This is a genomic window from Agromyces sp. CF514 (assembly GCF_900113185.1).
GTDB lineage: Bacteria > Actinomycetota > Actinomycetes > Actinomycetales > Microbacteriaceae > Agromyces.
In genome coordinates this window covers 1,146,770-1,163,566 of sequence record NZ_FOZD01000001.1, presented here as the reverse complement: position 1 = coordinate 1,163,566, position 16,797 = coordinate 1,146,770, and the positions used below count along the sequence as shown (strand labels likewise).

Annotated in this window: 13 protein-coding genes; 9 read left to right on the top strand and 4 right to left on the bottom strand. The window is 70.3% G+C overall.

Annotated elements, in window-relative coordinates:
* Positions 1–9: 9 nt before the first annotated feature.
* The gene (locus tag BM342_RS05035; protein WP_092966552.1) at positions 10–657 is read right to left on the bottom strand and encodes a VOC family protein; all 648 of its coding nucleotides are present in this window, start codon (positions 655–657) and stop codon (positions 10–12) included.
* 187 nt (positions 658–844) lie between these two features.
* Here BM342_RS05035 and BM342_RS05030 point away from each other — a divergent pair, with 187 nt between their 5' ends.
* The 4 genes from BM342_RS05030 to BM342_RS05015 all read left to right on the top strand — a co-directional run bounded on the left by BM342_RS05030 (position 845) and on the right by BM342_RS05015 (position 4,451).
* Entirely contained in the window at positions 845–2,140 is a 1,296-nt protein-coding gene (locus BM342_RS05030) for a SufS family cysteine desulfurase (RefSeq protein ID WP_255368533.1), read from the top strand.
* Positions 2,137–2,619, top strand: coding sequence for a Fe-S cluster assembly sulfur transfer protein SufU (gene sufU, locus BM342_RS05025; protein ID WP_092964359.1), 483 nt, complete (start codon positions 2,137–2,139; stop codon positions 2,617–2,619). Before BM342_RS05030 ends, sufU begins: the two co-directional genes overlap by 4 nt.
* 103 nt (positions 2,620–2,722) lie before the next feature.
* On the top strand, positions 2,723–3,991 hold the full coding sequence (ectB, locus tag BM342_RS05020) for a diaminobutyrate--2-oxoglutarate transaminase (protein ID WP_092964358.1): 1,269 nt from the start codon (positions 2,723–2,725) through the stop codon (positions 3,989–3,991).
* 16 nt (positions 3,992–4,007) lie between these two features.
* Positions 4,008–4,451 (top strand): CHY zinc finger protein, encoded by a 444-nt coding sequence (locus tag BM342_RS05015; protein ID WP_092964357.1) that lies wholly within the window; start codon positions 4,008–4,010, stop codon positions 4,449–4,451.
* A 147-nt stretch (positions 4,452–4,598) separates the two neighbouring features.
* Here BM342_RS05015 and BM342_RS05010 read toward each other — a convergent pair whose 3' ends face one another.
* Positions 4,599–7,082 carry a M1 family aminopeptidase gene (locus tag BM342_RS05010; protein WP_177232062.1) on the bottom strand — a complete coding sequence of 828 codons (2,484 nt, stop codon included), beginning with the start codon at positions 7,080–7,082 and terminating at the stop codon, positions 4,599–4,601.
* A 260-nt stretch (positions 7,083–7,342) separates the two neighbouring features.
* Between BM342_RS05010 and BM342_RS05005 the strand changes: the two genes are divergently transcribed.
* The 5 genes from BM342_RS05005 (at position 7,343) to BM342_RS04985 (ending at position 15,455) form a co-directional block, all read left to right on the top strand.
* On the top strand, positions 7,343–11,047 hold the full coding sequence (locus BM342_RS05005) for a nitrate reductase subunit alpha (RefSeq protein WP_092964355.1): 3,705 nt from the start codon (positions 7,343–7,345) through the stop codon (positions 11,045–11,047).
* 61 nt (positions 11,048–11,108) lie between these two features.
* On the top strand, positions 11,109–12,815 hold the full coding sequence (gene narH, locus BM342_RS05000; RefSeq protein ID WP_092964354.1) for a nitrate reductase subunit beta: 1,707 nt from the start codon (positions 11,109–11,111) through the stop codon (positions 12,813–12,815).
* Entirely contained in the window at positions 12,812–13,450 is a 639-nt protein-coding gene (gene narJ / locus BM342_RS04995) for a nitrate reductase molybdenum cofactor assembly chaperone (protein ID WP_092964353.1), read from the top strand. The genes narH and narJ overlap by 4 nt, the downstream gene beginning before the upstream one ends.
* The gene (gene narI / locus BM342_RS04990; RefSeq protein ID WP_092964352.1) at positions 13,450–14,229 is read left to right on the top strand and encodes a respiratory nitrate reductase subunit gamma; all 780 of its coding nucleotides are present in this window, start codon (positions 13,450–13,452) and stop codon (positions 14,227–14,229) included. Before narJ ends, narI begins: the two co-directional genes overlap by 1 nt.
* Positions 14,226–15,455 (top strand): nitrate/nitrite transporter, encoded by a 1,230-nt coding sequence (locus BM342_RS04985; RefSeq protein WP_092964351.1) that lies wholly within the window; start codon positions 14,226–14,228, stop codon positions 15,453–15,455. The genes narI and BM342_RS04985 overlap by 4 nt, the downstream gene beginning before the upstream one ends.
* A gap of 72 nt (positions 15,456–15,527) precedes the next feature.
* Here the strand turns inward: BM342_RS04985 and BM342_RS04980 are convergent, their stop codons facing one another.
* Both BM342_RS04980 and BM342_RS04975 read right to left on the bottom strand, forming a co-directional pair.
* Complete coding sequence (locus BM342_RS04980; protein ID WP_177232061.1) at positions 15,528–16,004, bottom strand: recombinase family protein; 477 nt, start codon at positions 16,002–16,004, stop codon at positions 15,528–15,530.
* A gap of 71 nt (positions 16,005–16,075) precedes the next feature.
* Positions 16,076–16,582, bottom strand: a complete 507-nt coding sequence (locus BM342_RS04975; RefSeq protein ID WP_255368531.1) for a MarR family winged helix-turn-helix transcriptional regulator — start codon at positions 16,580–16,582, stop codon at positions 16,076–16,078.
* Positions 16,583–16,797: the final 215 nt, after the last annotated feature.

Below are 16,797 nucleotides of genomic sequence, written 5' to 3'. Positions count from 1 at the left end.
CGGAGGCGCCTACTCGACCGGCGAGGTGCGCGCGGCGGGCGTGGCGACCGCGGCCGACTCCCAGGCGAACCCGTCGGGGTCGGTGACGGAGACGCCGCCGTCGCCGACGAGCACGAGGCGGTGCGAGCCGCTGCCCTCGATCGGCACGCCCGCGTCCTTCGCGAGCGCCTTGCGGGCGTAGAGGCCGAGACGCACGGGGCTGTCGTCCATCTTGAACTCGGCGTAGGCGCCGAAGCTCTTGCCCACGGCGAGGCCCTGCTCGGTGTAGAAGCGCTTGGCCGCGCCGACATCGGTGCAGCCGAGCAGCACGACGATCGCCTCGACGTCGCGCGATGCGGGTGCGGTGTCCTTCTTCGACGTGGTGGCGATCTTCCAGGTGGTGCCGTCGGGTGCCCGCAGGCTGCCGCCGACGCCCCAGATCGACTTCGTCACGGGCTTGACCGCGGTCGCGCCTGCGGCGAGCGCGGCGTCGAAGAGGGCTGAGACGTTCGCCGGCTGCGAGACGACGAGCGAGACGGTGAATCCGCGGAACCCGCTGCTCGCGGCGTCCGATCGACGCACGCGAACGCGGTCGCCGAGCCCGAAGGCGGTGGCGTAGAAGGCTTCGGCGGCCGTGACGTCGGTCGCCTCGATGATGATGTGGTCGATGGTGTTCATGGTGTTCACGCTACGAACCGGCCGGTGCACCCCGCTTCTCGATTCCTGACCGGATGCCGCCGTGCGATCGACCCCGGGAGTCCTGGACGATCTGGTCCGAGGCGGCCGCCTCCCAGCCGAAGTGCGTCAGACTGGAAGTGCGCCGCCGTCCGCGAACCCCGCGCGCGCCGGGCGCAGGAGAACACACGTGACCTTCAACCCCCTGACGGCGTCCGAGCCGCTCGACGTGGCGAGCATCCGCGGCGACTTCCCGTACCTCGCGCAGGAGCTCAACGGCTTCCCGCTCGCGTACCTCGACTCGGGCGCGACCGCCCAGCGGCCCGTGGCCGTGCTCGACGCCGAACGCGCGTTCCTCGAGCACGCCAACGCGGCCGTGCACCGGGGCGCTTCGACGCTCGTCGGCACCTCGACGATGGCCTTCGAAGACGCCCGCGCGACGGTCGCCCGGTTCGTGGGCGCCGGCGAGCGCGAGATCGTCTGGGCCGAGAACGCGACCGACGCGATCAACATCGTCGCGCTCGGCATGGCGGATGCCGCGGCCGGCCTCGGCGGCGCAGAGGCCGACCTGTTCCGGCTCACCGCGGGCGACGAGATCGTCGTGACCGAGGCCGAGCACCACGCCGACCTCATCCCGTGGCAGCGGCTCGCCGCGAAGACGGGTGCGACGCTGCGGTGGATTCCCGTGCACGACGACGGAACGTGGAACGCCGACGACGCGGCATCCGTCATCGGCCCGAAGACGAAGCTCGTGGCCTTCGCGCACGTCTCCAACGTGACCGGCCACATCGCCCCCGTGGCCGACGTCGTCGAGCTCGCGCACCGTCACGGCGCGCTCGTGCTGCTCGACGCCTGCCAGTCGGTGCCCCACCGTCCGACCGACTTCGCGGCGCTCGGCGTGGACTTCGCCGCATTCTCGGCGCACAAGATGCTCGGACCGAACGGCATCGGCGTGCTCTACGGCCGCGAGCACCTGCTCGACGCCCTGCCGCCTGCGCGCACGGGCGGTTCGACGATCACGACCGTGACCATGCAGACCGCCGAGTTCCTGCCGTCGCCGCAGCGCTTCGAGGCGGGCACGCAGCCCGTGTCGCAGGCCGTCGCACTCGCCGAGGCCGTGCGCTACCTCGAGCGGCTCGACATGCGCCGCGTGCACGAGCACGAGGTCGAGCTCGCCGCCCTGCTCGTCGACGAGGTCTCGCGCCTCGACGGCATCCGGCTCGTGGGCAGCGGCCCCGGCGTCGAGCGCGGCGCCCTCGCGAGCGTCGACGTGCCCGGCGTGCACGCGCACGACGTCGGCCAGTTCCTCGACTCGCGCGGCATCGCCGTGCGCGTCGGCCACCACTGCGCGCAGCCGCTGCACCGCCGGCTCGGCCTGCGTGCCACGACCCGGGCGAGCGCCTACGTCTACACGACCGCCGAAGAGGTGCGCCGCTTCACGGCCGCCCTCGCCGAGGTGCGCGCGTTCTTCGGGGTGAACGCATGAGCGACCTGTCCGGGCTCTACCAGGAGCTGATCCTCGACCACTCGAGGCGCCGCGTCGGCGACGGGGCGCTCGCCGACCCGCAGGCCTCGCACCACGAGCTGAACCCGACCTGCGGCGACGAGATCACGCTCGGCATCCGCCTCGACCCCTCGGGTACCACCGTCGAGGCCCTCGGCTGGGAGGGCGACGGATGCAGCATCTCGATGGCCTCGGCCTCGGCGCTCACCGAGCTGGTGGTCGGCGCCGACACCGCCCACGTGCGCGAGCTCATCGACGGATTCCGCGCGATGCTGCGCTCGCGGGGCGCCGGCGAACCCGACGAGGAGCTGCTCGGCGACGCCATCGCCTTCCACGGCGTCTCGAAGTACGTCATGCGCGTCAAGTGCGCGATGCTCTCGTGGGTCGCGCTCGAGGCGTGCCTCGTCGAGGCGGGGGCTTCGGTGCCGTCGACCGATGCCGCCGCATCCGATGCCTCGTAGCGCCCATGCCCTGAGGGGTGTCGACGGTGCGGTGAAGACGCCCAGCCAAGAGGCTTAGGCTCGTACCACCGCCGACGCCGATCTGAAAGAGGTCCCCCCTGCCATGAGCGACGAACTCGAAGTCTTCAACCGCCGCGAGTCCGAGGTGCGCGGCTACGTGCGCGCGTTCCCGGTGGTGTTCGACCGGGCCGTGGGCTCGACCCTGGTGGGCGAAGACGGCCGCGAGTACCTCGACTTCTTCGCCGGCGCCGGCGTGCTCAACTACGGGCACAACAACCCCCTCTTCACGCGTGCGCTCATCGAGTACCTCGAGCGCGACGGCATCATCCACGGCCTCGACATGGCCACCTCGGCCAAGAAGGCCTTCATCGAGGCGTTCGAGCGCCTCGTGCTCGAGCCGCGCGGGCTCGACCACAAGCTCCAGTTCACCGGCCCGACCGGTGCGAACGCCGTCGAGGCGGCGCTCAAGGTCGCCCGACAGGCCACCGGCCGCACCAACGTCGTCGCGTTCACGAACGCGTTCCACGGCCTGAGCACGGGCGCCCTCGCGGCGACCGGCAACAGCCACTACCGCGGCGCCGCGGGCATCACGCTCGACAACGTCACGCGACTGCCCTACGACGGCTACCTCGGGGCGGATGTCGACACCCTCGACCTGCTCGAGAAGATGCTCGACGACCCGGGCTCGGGCGTCGACCTGCCCGCCGCCGTCATCGTCGAGGCCGTGCAGGGCGAGGGCGGCATCAACGTCGCGAGCGCCGCGTGGCTGCAGCGCCTCCGGGCGATCACGGCCGACCGCGGCATCCTGCTCATCCTCGACGAGATCCAGGCGGGCGTCGGCCGCACGGGCGCCTTCTTCGCGTTCGAGGAGTCGGGCATCGTGCCCGACATCGTGACGGTCTCGAAGTCCATCTCGGGCTCGGGCCTGCCCATGTCGCTCGTGCTGCTGCGCCCCGAGGTCGACGTCTGGAAGCCCGGCGCCCACACCGGCACGTTCCGCGGCAACAACCTCGCGTTCGTCTCCGCTCGAGCGGCGCTCGAGAACTACTGGGCAGACTCCGCGCTGGTCGACGGCGTCGCCGCCAAGTCGGCGCTGCTGCGCGGCGAGCTCGAGCAGATCGCCGCAGCGCACCCCGAGCTCGGCTTCGTCGTGCGCGGTCGCGGCCTCATGTACGGCCTCGCGTGCGACGCCGACCGCGGCCTCGCCGCCCGCATCTCGAAGCAGGCCTTCACGCGCGGACTCGTCATCGAGACCTCGGGCGCCCACGACGAGGTGCTGAAGTTCCTGCCCGCGCTCACGATCTCCGAAGACGAACTGCTCAAGGGCCTCGCGATCGTGCGCGAGAGCCTCGCAGCCGCGCTCGCCGGCTGAGACCGAAGCGATCCGCATGGTCGAACGGGCGGTCGTGGGCGACGGATGTCTCGACGGAGACTCCGGCGTCGACGGCCGCCCGTTCGCGTCGTCCGCGCCTGCGCTCGCGGCCGCGGCCGCGCCTTCGCACCCGGCTTCGCGCCCGCGCGTGCTCGGACCCATCGTCGACGAGCAGACCCGCTGCGTGCACTACCGCACCGAGCTCGACGTCGTCGCGATGAAGTTCTTCTGCTGCGGCGACTACTACCCGTGCCACCTCTGCCACGAGCAGGCGGCCGGGCACGCGGCATCCCAGTGGCCCGTGCATCGACGCGACGAGCAAGCCGTGCTCTGCGGGGTCTGCAGCTCGGAGCTCACGATCGACGAGTACCTCGGCGCCGTCGGGTGCCCACGTTGCACCGCGCCGTTCAATCCCGGGTGTGCCCTGCACACGCACCTGTACTTCGAAGTCGTGGACTGAGCGGCCGGCGGCCGGGGCCGATGGCCGATGGCCGATGGCCGATGGCCGATGGCCGATGGCCGATGGCCGATGGCCGACCGATGTTCGCACCGAACGCAATGAGGCCCCTCCATCAGGAGGGACCTCACCGCCGACTGCGTGGGGTCGCTAGTTCAGCGTGAACACCACGGTCTGCACGTTGCCGGCGACGTCGTAGACCAGCATCGTGTTCTCACCGCGCACCGCGCCGAAGACGCCGGGCTTCAGGTAGTTCACGTCGGACCACTGGTTGTCGGACAAGTCCTTGACCTTGCCGTTGATCACGACCCGATCGACCTTGCCCGCATCGAAGAGCTTGTAGCTCACGACGTCGTACGACGCGCCGGTCGCCACCGTGAACGAGGCGCCGTCCTTCACGGTGACCGTCGGCTTGGTCGCGTCGATGGTGAACGCGAAGGTCGAGGTCGTGGAGATGTTCCCGATCAGGTCCTGCGAGTTGTACTTGACCGTGTAGCTGCCGTCGGGCAGTTGCACCGTCGCGGTGTGGGTGCCGCTCTTCGCGCCGCCCGGCACCGCCGTCTGCGTGCTCTTCACGAGCGCACCGTCCCGGTAGATGTTGGCGACGATCCGCTGCAGGCCCGCGTTGTCGGTCGCGTCGACCCGCACCGAGAGCGACGGGAACGGGCCGGCGGAGACCGGGGCGACGAGGGTCGCCGTCGGCCGCTCGGCGTCGCGTGCCACCGAGAGCGTCGAGGTGCAGTCCGCGCAGGTGCCGCCGAGCGTCGCGACCGTCGCGGTCGCCGTGAGCTGGCCGCCCGGTGCAGCCGCCTTGACGGTCGCAGCGAACGAGATCGACGCGGCCGGGGCGCCGACCGGTGTCGCCGGCACCTCCCAGGTGAGCGTCGAGCCTTCAAGCGTCGCGCCGGCCGGCAGCGAGGCCGGATCGATGGCCGCCTGGGCGAGCACGCCCGCGACGTCGACCGCCACGACCGAGGACGCCAGCGGGACGCGGCCCGTGTTGGTGGCGCCCAGCGTGTAGGCCACCACGTCTCCGGCGCGCACCACGCCGGATGCGGGCACGCTCGCGAGCGAGGCCGTGAGCTTCTCGGGCCAGGCCGGCTTGTCGCCCTCCAGGATCCAGTCCGCGTAGAAGGCGGTGAGGTCGCGGCCCGAGAGCTCCTCGGCGAGCGCCTTGAGATCGGCACCCGACCTGCTGGTGCCGCCGTGGCGCGTCTGCCACTCCTCGATCAGTGCGAAGAACGGCTGGTCGCCGATGGCCACCCGCAGCGCGGCCCAGAACTGGGCGCCGCGCGTGTAGGTCTGGTACTCGTACAGCTCGCTCGAGTCGGTCTGCGCGCCGGGTGCGACCGACCAGTTCGGGCTACTCGCCGCCGAGTTGTTCCACGAGTTGAAGTAAGTGAGCTCGGTCGGCGTCGCCCCGGTTCCGAAGCCCTCGCTGGAGTTGTAGTACGCGGGACCCCAGGTGGCCATGCCCTCGTTGATCCAGATGTCCGTCCAGGTGATGGGTGACACGTTGTCGCCGTACCACTGGTGCACGAGCTCGTGGATGAGCGTGTTCCCGCCGACCGATCCCGCGGACGGGAAGAACGAACGGTCCTGCGTCTCGAGCGCGTAGTTGATGCCGCTCGGCACGGTGTCCACGATCACGCCGGTGCTCCTGCCCGGGTAGGGCCCGTAGAGCGTCTCGAGGTTCCGGATGATCGTGCCGAGCTGCGCCTCGCGCGTGCGGATGGTGTTCTTGTTGGCCGCCGAGAGCGCGAAGTCCATGAACGACCACGACGGGATGGTGCTGCCGTCGCTGAGCACGAAGTCCGACCGGATCACGTCGTAGCGGCCGATCGAGATCACCGCGAGCTCCGACGCCATGGGCTTCGTCTGCTCCCAGACCCAGGTGGTGCGCGCGCCGTCGGTCGACGCGGTCTTCGACACGAGCTCGCCGTTGCTCACCGCTGCGGCCTCGGCGGGCGCCGTTCCGGCCACGTTGTTCAGGATCGTCGGGATGTCGAGGGTGAACGTGTACGTCGCCTTGTCGGCGGGCGTGTTGTTGTGGGGGTATCCCGTCATCATGCCGATCGGCTGACCGAGCAGCGTGGCACCGTCGGACGTGCGGTTCCATCCCTCTGAGGAGCCGTCGAGGTCGGTGTGCGAGCTGGGGGTGCCATGGTACGCCACCGCCACCTCGAACTCGCCGCTCACGGGCGTCGCGGGCGTGACGACGAGCTTGTACTTGATGGCGGCGGGGTCGACGTCGCGCGTCCAGGCGGCGTCGACGCCGTCGACGGTGACCGAGTCGACGTCCAGCCCCTCGAAGTCGAGGGAGAAGCTCTTGAGCGGCTGCGGTGCGGTCGCGGTCATGGTGCTCGTCGCCGCGATCGTGCCGGCGATCGTCGAACCCGACTGCGCCGCGTTCGGCGTCCAGGCGATGGCGACGTCGTAGTCGAGCGCGTCGTACCCGCCGTTGCCGACGTTCGGGAACATCGGGTCGTTCGAGGTGCGCGCGCCGTCGATCGGCTCGTCTGCGGATGCCGCAGCGGCCGGTGCCGCGGTGAGCAGCGCCGCCGCGAGCAGGCCGGGCACGGCCAGCGCGACGAACCGCCGTCGTCTGGGGTCGGGAAGGGGTCGGGACGTCATCAGCTCTCCTTCGTCGCGGAGGCCGCGGTTCGGGCCTTCCGATGCCTTCACCGTATCGGCGCCGTATTTCGCCTGCATAGCAGATGTGTTGCGTCGAAGCTGCCCGACGCATGCGAAACACGCGTGAGGGCGTCGTCCCGACGCAGTATTCCGTGCGTCAGGATTTCGCGGGTCGATGGTCCCGCGAGGGACGACCCGGTTCGGCGAACCGCCGCCGGTGAGCCTTCCCTAACCTGAGCCGCCCTCGGTATCGTCTCGATATGGCCATCACGGGGGTAGACGGTCCAGCTTCCGACGCGCTGCTGCGCGTCGGAAGGTTCTTCACGAGGTGGGACGAGACGCCGGATCACCGGGCGGCGTTCCTCGAGGGGGGTCGGCAGGGCGACGCCTTCTACCGTGACCGGTGGAGCCACGACAAGGTCGTGAGGTCCACGCACGGCGTGAACTGCACGGGCTCCTGTTCGTGGAAGGTGTACGTCAAGGACGGCATCATCACGTGGGAGGCCCAGCAGACCGACTACCCGAGCGTCGGCCCCGATCGCCCCGAGTACGAGCCCCGCGGATGCCCCCGTGGGGCCGCGTTCTCGTGGTACACCTACTCCCCCACCCGGGTGCGCTACCCGTACGTGCGCGGCGTGCTGCTCGACGCCTACCGCGAGGCGAAGGCCCGCACCGGCGACCCGGTGCTCGCGTTCGCCGAGGTGTCGAAGAACCGCGAGACGCGTCGCCGCTACCAGCAGGCCCGCGGCAAGGGCGGACTCGTGCGAGCCACCTGGGCCGAGGCGGTCGAGCTCGTGGCGGCCGGCTACGTGCACACGATCAAGGAGTACGGTCCAGACCGGGTCGCCGGTTTCTCGCCGATCCCGGCGATGTCGATGGTGTCGCACTGCATCGGCACGCGGTTCACCCAGCTCATCGGCGGGGTCATGACGAGCTTCTACGACTGGTACGCCGACCTGCCGGTCGCGAGCCCGCAGGTGTTCGGCGACCAGACCGACGTGCCGGAGTCCGGCGACTGGTGGGATGCCACCTACCTCATGATGTGGGGATCGAACGTGCCGGTCACCCGCACGCCCGACGCGCACTGGATGGCCGAGGTGCGCTATCGCGGAACCAAGGTGGTCACGGTCAGCCCCGACTACGCCGACAACACCAAGTTCGCCGACGAATGGCTGCCGTGCCAGGCGGGCACCGACGCCGCCCTCGCGATGGCCATGGGGCACGTGCTGCTCAAGGAGCACTACGTCGATCGCCGCGAGCCGTTCTTCGTCGACTTCTCGCGGCAGTACACCGACCTGCCGCACCTGGTGACCCTCGTCGAGCATGCCGACGGCGGCCTCGTGCCGGGCAAGTTCCTCATGTCCGCAGACCTGCCCGGCGAGGCATCCGCCCCCGAGGAGTCGTGGAAGACGGTGCTGATCGAGGCCGCGACCGGTGAGCCCGTCGTGCCGAACGGCTCGATGGGGTTCCGCTACGCGGAGTCCGGCGAGGGCAGGTGGAACCTCGACCTCGGCGACACGGTGCCCGCGTTGTCGCTGCGCGACGCGAAGCTCGACACCGAGGACGTCGAGGTGCTGCTGCCCAGGTTCGATGCCGCAGACGGGTCGGGCGCCGTGGTGCGCCGCGGCGTGCCGACGACCCGCGTGAACGGCCGACTCGTCACGACCGTGTTCGACCTGCTGCTCGCGCAGTACGGCGTGGGCCGGCCCGGTCTGCCCGGCGAATGGCCCGCCGGCTACGACGACGTCGAGTCCCCTTACACGCCCGCCTGGCAGGAGGACCTCACGGGCGTGCCCGCCGAGGCCTGCATCCGCGTGGCGCGCGAGTTCGCGCAGAACGCGATCGACTCGGGCGGGCGCTCGATGATCATCATGGGCGCCGGGATCTGCCAGTGGTTCCACGGCGACGCGACCTACCGGGCGATCCTGTCGTTGCTGATCCTCACCGGGTCGATGGGTCGCAACGGCGGCGGCTGGGCGCACTACGTGGGGCAGGAGAAGTGCCGCCCGATCACCGGCTGGCTCTCGCTCGCGAACGCGCTCGACTGGGTGCGACCACCGCGCACCATGATCGGCACGGCGTACTGGTACATGCACACCGACCAATGGCGCTTCGACGGCTACTCGGCCGACGCGCTCGCCTCGCCGCTGGCCGAGGGCAACTTCGACGGCATGCACACGGCCGACGCGATCGCGCAGTCGGCGCGGCTCGGCTGGATGCCGTTCTACCCGCAGTTCGACCGCAACCCGCTCGAGGTGGCCGATGCCGCCACGGCCGCGGTGGCGGCGGGCGAGGCGGCCGACGCGGCCTCGTACGTGGCGGCCAGGCTCGGCGACGGCTCGCTCCAGCCGGCCATCGCCGACGTCGACGCCCCCGAGAACTGGCCGCGACTGCTGACGCTCTGGCGCTCGAACCTCATGGGCTCGTCCGCCAAGGGCAACGAGTACTTCCTCAAGCACCTGCTCGGCACCCACAGCAACGTGATGGCCACCGACGAGGCCTCGGTGCGCCCGAACGACGTGAAGTGGCACGACGAGATCCCCGAGGGCAAGCTCGACCTGCTCGTCTCGGCCGACTTCCGCATGACCTCGACGACGCTGCTCTCCGACGTGGTGTTCCCGGCAGCCACGTGGTACGAGAAGCACGACCTCTCGTCGACGGACATGCACCCGTTCGTGCACGCGTTCACGCCGGCGATCGACCCGCCGTGGGAGGCGAAGAGCGACTTCGACCTGTTCCACGCGATCGCCCGCGAGTTCTCACGGCAGGCCGCGACGCACCTCGGCACGCGCAAGGACCTCGTGTCGGTGCCCATGCAGCACGACACCCCCGGCGAGACCTCGCAGCCCGGCGGAGTCGTCCGCGACTGGGCGAGGGGCGACGTACCGGCGGCCCCCGGCAGGACCATGCCGAACTTCGCGGTGGTCGAACGCGACTACACGGCGATCGCCGACCAGCTCGCGACCGTCGGCCCGCTGGCCGACAGGCTCGGCTTCACCACGAAGAACGTCACCTACGACCTGAAGCACGAGGTCGAACGGCTCGCCGGAATGAACGGGGTCATGCTCGGCGGCGCGGCCGACGGCAGGCCCGCGATCGACACCGACATCAAGATGGCCGAGGCGATCCTCTCATTCTCGGGCACGACGAACGGCGAACTCGCCGTGCAGGGATTCAGGACCCTCGAGAAACGGGTGGGCAAGCCGCTCGCCGACCTCGCCGAGGGCTCGGAGGAGAAGCGCATCACGTTCGCGATGACGCAGGCCTCGCCGCAGCCGGTCATCACGAGCCCCGAGTGGTCGGGTTCCGAGACCGGCGGCCGCAGGTACGCCCCGTTCACGGTGAACATCGAGCGCCTGAAGCCGTTCCACACGCTCACCGGCCGCATGCACTTCTACCTCGACCACGACTGGATGCGCGACCTGGGCGAGGCCATGCCGATCTACCGGCCGCCCCTCGACATGCACCGGTTGTTCGGCGAGCCCAAGCTCGGGCCGAACGGCGAGCAGCAGGTGGTCGTGCGCTACCTCACCCCGCACTCGAAATGGTCGATCCACTCCGAGTACCAGGACAACCTGTTCATGCTCTCGCTCTCGCGCGGCGGCCCCACGGTGTGGATGAGTCCGGCGGATGCCGCGGCCATCGGGGCATCCGACAACGACTGGGTCGAGTGCGTGAACTCGAACGGCGTGCTCGTGGCGAGGGCGATCGTCTCGCACCGCATGCCCGACGGCGTGGTCTACGTGCACCACGCGCAGGAGCGCACGATCGACGTGCCGAAGTCGGAGGCGACCGGGCGGCGCGGCGGCATCCACAACTCCGTCACGAGGCTGCTCGTGAAACCGACGCACCTCATCGGCGGGTACGCGCAGCTGTCGTACACGTTCAACTACCTCGGACCGACCGGCAACCAGCGCGACATGACGGCGACGATCCGCCGCCGGTCGCAGGAGGTGACGTACTGATGGATGCAGTTCGCGAGCGCAGCACGGCCTCGGGTGCGAAGCGCCGGGGGGTGAGCCGCTGATGCGGGTGATGGCCCAGATGGGCATGGTGATGAACCTCGACAAGTGCATCGGATGCCACACCTGCTCGGTCACGTGCAAGCAGGCGTGGACCAACCGCGCCGGCACCGAGTACGTGTGGTTCAACAACGTCGAGACGAGGCCCGGACAGGGGTATCCGCGCCGGTACGAGGACCAGGAGCAGTGGAAGGGCGGGTGGGAGCTCAACGGCCGCGGTCGCCTGAAGCTCCGCACCGGAAGCCGGCTCAAGCGCCTGCTCACGATCTTCTCCTCGCCCGTGCAGCCCAAGCTCGAGGACTACTACGAGCCGTGGACCTACGACTACCAGACGCTCATCGACGCGCCCCTCGGCGACGACTTCCCGGTCGCTCGGCCCAAGTCGCTCATCACGGGCGAGGACACGAAGATCACCTGGTCGGCCAACTGGGACGACGACCTGGGCGGCACGAGCGAGATGGGCCACCTCGACCCGGTGGTCGAGAAGGTGCGCCGCGAGTCCGAGGACAAGATCAAGTTCTCGTTCGAGCAGACGTTCATGTTCTACCTGCCGCGCATCTGCGAGCACTGCCTGAACCCCTCGTGCATGGCGTCCTGTCCCTCCGGCGCGATCTACAAGCGCGAGGAGGACGGCATCGTGCTGGTCGACCAGGACCGCTGCCGCGGCTGGCGACAGTGCATCACGGGCTGCCCGTACAAGAAGATCTACTTCAACCACAAGACCGGCAAGGCCGAGAAATGCACCATGTGCTACCCGCGGCTCGAGGTCGGCATCCCCACGGTGTGCTCCGAGACCTGCGTCGGGCGCCTGCGCTACCTGGGGCTCTTCCTCTACGACGCCGACAAGGTCACCGAGGCGGCCGCGACGCCCGACCCGCAGGACCTGTACGAGGCGCAGCTCGACCTGATGCTCGACCCGGACGACCCCGCGGTCATCGCCGCGGCCCACGAGCAGGGCATCGCCGACGACTGGATGGAGGCCGCCCGGCGATCGCCGGTCTACGCCCTCGCGAAGAAGTACCGGGTGGCGCTGCCGCTGCATCCGGAGTACCGCACCATGCCGATGGTCTGGTACATCCCGCCGCTCTCGCCCATCGTCGACCTGCTGAGCGAGCAGGGCCACGATGCGGAGTCCGCCGGCACGCTGTTCGGCGCGATCGAGGCGCTGCGCATCCCCGTCGAGTACCTCGCGGAACTCTTCACCGCCGGCGACACCGACCTCATCACGAGTGTGCTGAAGAAACTCGCCGCGATGCGCGCCTACCTGCGCGACATCACGCTCGACCGTCCGCGCGACGAGTCGATCCCGGCGGCCGTCGGCATGGACGGCGGCACGATGTACGAGATGTACCGCCTGCTCGCGATCGCGAAGTACGACGAGCGCTACGTGATCCCGACGGCGCACTACGAGCGGGCGCACGAACTCGAGGAACTCGGCTGCTCGCTCGACTTCGACGGCGGGCCGTACGAGAACGGCGACTCCGGTCCGTTCGGCGAGGCGAGCGGACGGCCGGTGCCGGTCGCGGTCGAGACGTTCCAGGCCCTCCGCGAGCGGCAGACCTCGGATCGGGCCGCTGACTCGCAGTCGATGCGGGGCCGGGTGAACCTGCTCAACTGGGACGGCAACGGGGCGCCGTCCGGCCTGTTCCCGCCGCCTTCGAAACGCGAGGAACCACCGGGCGATCCGGATGCCGCCGGCGGCCGGTCATGAGTCGCAGCGACGCCCGGCGACGAGTGGTCTACCAGGCCGCCTCGATCTGCCTCAGCTATCCCGACGAGCAGGTCCTCGGCCTCGCGGACGTCATCGGCGACGCGCTCGCGGAGACCGACCGTGCCGCTGCGGCGGCATTCGCGCCGCTGCTCGACTGGTGGGCGGCGACTCCGGCCGCCGAGGTCCAGCGCGGCTACGTCGAACTCTTCGACATGTCGAAGCGCCACGCGCTCTACCTGTCGTACTGGACCGATGGCGACACCCGCCGTCGCGGCGTCGTGCTCACCGAGTTCAAGCAGCGCTACCGCGACGCGGGCGTGGTGCTCGGCGAGACCGGAGAGCTGCCCGACCACCTGCCCCTCGTGCTCGAGTTCGCCAGGCACCGGCCCGACGACGGCGCCGAGCTGCTGCAGGCCTATCGGGCGAGCCTCGAGCTCATCCGCCTCGCCCTCGCCGAACGCCGCTCGCCGTACGCGGGCGTCGTCTCCGCCGTGTGCGCGACCCTCCCCGGGCGATCGCCCGAGGACCGGCAGCAGGCCATGGCGATGGCCGCGGCCGGTCCACCCTCGGAGTCCGTCGGGCTCGACCCGTACGATCCGCGCCTCATTCCCCTGCAGCCGACGGGAGGCCGCTGATGGACGTCGTGCTGTGGGGCATCCTGCCCTACGTGATGGTGGCCGTGCTCGTGGGCGGCACGATCTGGCGCTACCGCTACGACCAGTTCGGGTGGACCACCCGGTCCTCGCAGCTCTACGAGTCGCGGCTGCTGCGCATCGGGTCGCCGCTGTTCCACTTCGGACTACTGGTGGTCATCATCGGCCACGTCGTCGGCCTGCTGATCCCCAAGGCGTGGACCGAGGCCGTCGGAGTCAGCGAGGACATGTACCACGTCATGGCCCTCGGCCTCGGCACGATCGCCGGCATCGCGACGCTCGTGGGCGTGGGCATCCTGATCTGGCGTCGTCGCACGACCGGACCGGTCTTCATGGCGACGACGAAGAACGACAAGACCATGTACGTCGTGCTCGTCGCGGCGATCGTCGCCGGGCTCGCGACGACCGTGATCAGCGTGTTCGGCCCGCACGAGGACGTCACCTATCGCGACACGGTGTCACCGTGGTTCCGCTCGCTGTTCATCCTGCAGCCCGACGTCCAGGCGATGTCGGAGGCCTCGTTCGCGTTCCAGCTGCACACGCTCATCGGCATGCTGCTCTTCATGATCTGGCCGTTCACCCGGCTCGTGCACGCGTTCACGGCCCCGGTGCACTACCTGTTCCGGCCGTACATCGTCTACCGGTCGCGAGACGCCAGGCCGAGCCCGAGCGCAGGCATCCGCCGGGGCTGGGCACCGATCGGAACGCCCGACCGCGAACGCGATCGAGCCAAGGACCGCACCAGAAGGGGAACACGATGACCAGCTCGGCCGCATCGGCACCCGCGGCAGCGCCGCCCGCCCTCGAGGGGCGAGGCCGCAACCTCGGCCTCGCCCTGCTCGCGTTCACGATCACGTTCTGGGCCTGGAACATGATCGCCCCGCTCGGCGTGAGCTACGCGCAGGAGCTCGGGCTGGACTCCACGCAGCAGTCGTTGCTCGTCGCCACGCCGGTCATCGTGGGTTCGCTGGGTCGGATCGTCACCGGCGCCCTGACCGACCGTTTCGGCGGCCGGCTCATGTTCACGGTGCTGACCGCGTTCTCCGCGATCCCCGTGCTGCTCGTGATGTGGGCCGGGGATGCCGGCTCGTACGCGTTGCTCATCGTGTTCGGGTTCCTGCTCGGCATCGCCGGAACGACGTTCGCAGTCGGCATCCCGTTCGTGAACGCCTGGTACGACCCGACCCGACGCGGCTTCGCGACCGGACTCTTCGGCGCGGGCATGGGCGGCACCGCGCTCTCGGCGTTCTTCACGCCCCGGTTCGTGCAGTGGTTCGGGTACGACGCGACGCACTGGATCATGGCGATCGCGCTGGTCGTGGTCGCCGCGGTCGTATGGCTGTTCATGCGGGACGCCCCGACCTGGAAGCCGAACACCGACAAGGTGCTGCCCAAGCTCGCGGCGGCGTCGAAGCTCGCGGTCACTTGGCAGATGGCGTTCCTGTACGCCATCACGTTCGGCGGCTTCGTCGCGTTCTCGACCTACCTGCCGACCTACCTGCACGAGGTCTACACGTACGACCTGGCCGACGCCGGTGCGCGCACCGCCGGCTTCGCGATCGCGGCGGTGATCGCACGGCCGCTCGGCGGCGTGCTGAGCGACCGGATCGGACCCGCGAAGGTGCTGATGATCTCACTCGCCGGCACGGCGGTCATGGCCGTCGTCGAGACCTTCGTGCCGCCGCCCGAGATTCCGGCGGGTGCGTCGTTCGTGCTCATGGCCGGCTTCCTGGGCCTCGGCACCGGCGCCGTGTTCACCTGGGTCGCACAGAAGTCGCCGGCCGAGCGCGTCGGCACGGTGACGGGCATCGTCGGTGCCGCCGGCGGCCTCGGAGGGTACTTCCCGCCGCTCGTCATGGGTGCGACGTACGGCGCGACGGGCAACTACGTGCTCGGGCTGCTGCTGCTGTGCATCGCCGCGCTCGTGGCGCTCGTGTTCACGATCTTCCTCGCGCGGCGCACCCCGAAGGAGAACGCAGCGGGGTAGCGCACGCGGCCGACGCGCGCTCCGCCGACCGCGCTCGGCGGGCGGGCGGTGTCCCTCCGCCGACCAGGAGGATCAGGACTCGGCGTCCGCGAGATGGCGCGCGCCGTGGCTGAGCACCTTGACGACGATGCCGCGGCGGCGCAGCGCCGCGATCGTGCGCACCTCCTCATCGGCCGTGCGGCCGAGCGCGTGCTGGTTGGCGACCACGAGCACGTCGCCGGACTTCAGCGTGCCGAAGAACCGCTCGAGGCGCTGCTCCCAGTTCTCGACGCTCTCGGGCGCCGGGTGACGGAAGTCGAAGATCGCGACGCCGAAGGCCGCGAGGTCGTCGCGCTGCTCGGTGACCGACGGCATGTCGGGGCGGGAGACGACGAGGCCGACCAGCCGCGAGCCCTCGGGCCTGGCCTTCCACCATTCGCCGTCGGGCTGCAGTTCGAGGAAGCACTCGGGGCAACCCTCGGCCTCGTGCGCGTGCGCGTGTCCGGCCGTGCGGCCGGCACCCGCGGCCACGGTCGCGCCGTTCGTCGCGGCATCCGTCTGGTCAGTCATCGCCCGTTCCTCATGCATCCCGACCATTGTCGCCGTTCCGGATGCCTCGTGGGAAGTCGAGTCGCCCTCGATCAGTGCGGCTCGTCGCTCAATCGTCGCAGCAGCCTCGAGAGCGTCGCCTGCTCGTCGCGCGTGAGGGCCTCGAGCTCGACGGCCTCACGGGCGACGAGTCCGCGCATGGCCTCGTCGACGCGGGCCGTTCCCTCGTCGGTGAGGCGCACGAGCACGCTGCGCCCGTCGCGGGGGTTCGGGCGGCGCTCGACGAGCCCGCGGGCGGCGAGGTTGTCGAGCCGGTTCGTCATGGCCGCGCTGCCGATCATGGTCGCAGAGATCAGGTGCGCCGGGCTCAGCTCGTGCGGGTCGTCCTGCCGACGCAGCGCGGCGAGCACGTCGAACTCCCATGACGCGAGGCCGGCGTCGCTGAACGCGGCGGCGCGCAGCTTCGACAGCCGGTTCGCCGCACGACGCAGGCGCGACATGACGTCGAGCGGCGACAGGTCGGCGTCGGGCAGCCGGCGTGACCACGCGTCGATCAGCAGGTCGACCTCGTCGTCTCGCTCGCTCGGTCTGGGGTTCACGCTCTCGACAGTAGCGAACCGCGGGGCCTCGCACTCCTGCCCTGGCCCGCCCCTGCGCCCGGCCCGGGCGCTCACGACGCACTGGCGTGCTGACGCCGAGCGGTCACGATGTGCTGGATCCGGATGCCGGGAACCAGCACATCGCGACCCCTCGGTGGGGTGGGTGCGGCGTGTCGCGCGCGAAGGTGCAGGGCGCCGGGGCCGCCCCGCAGCGA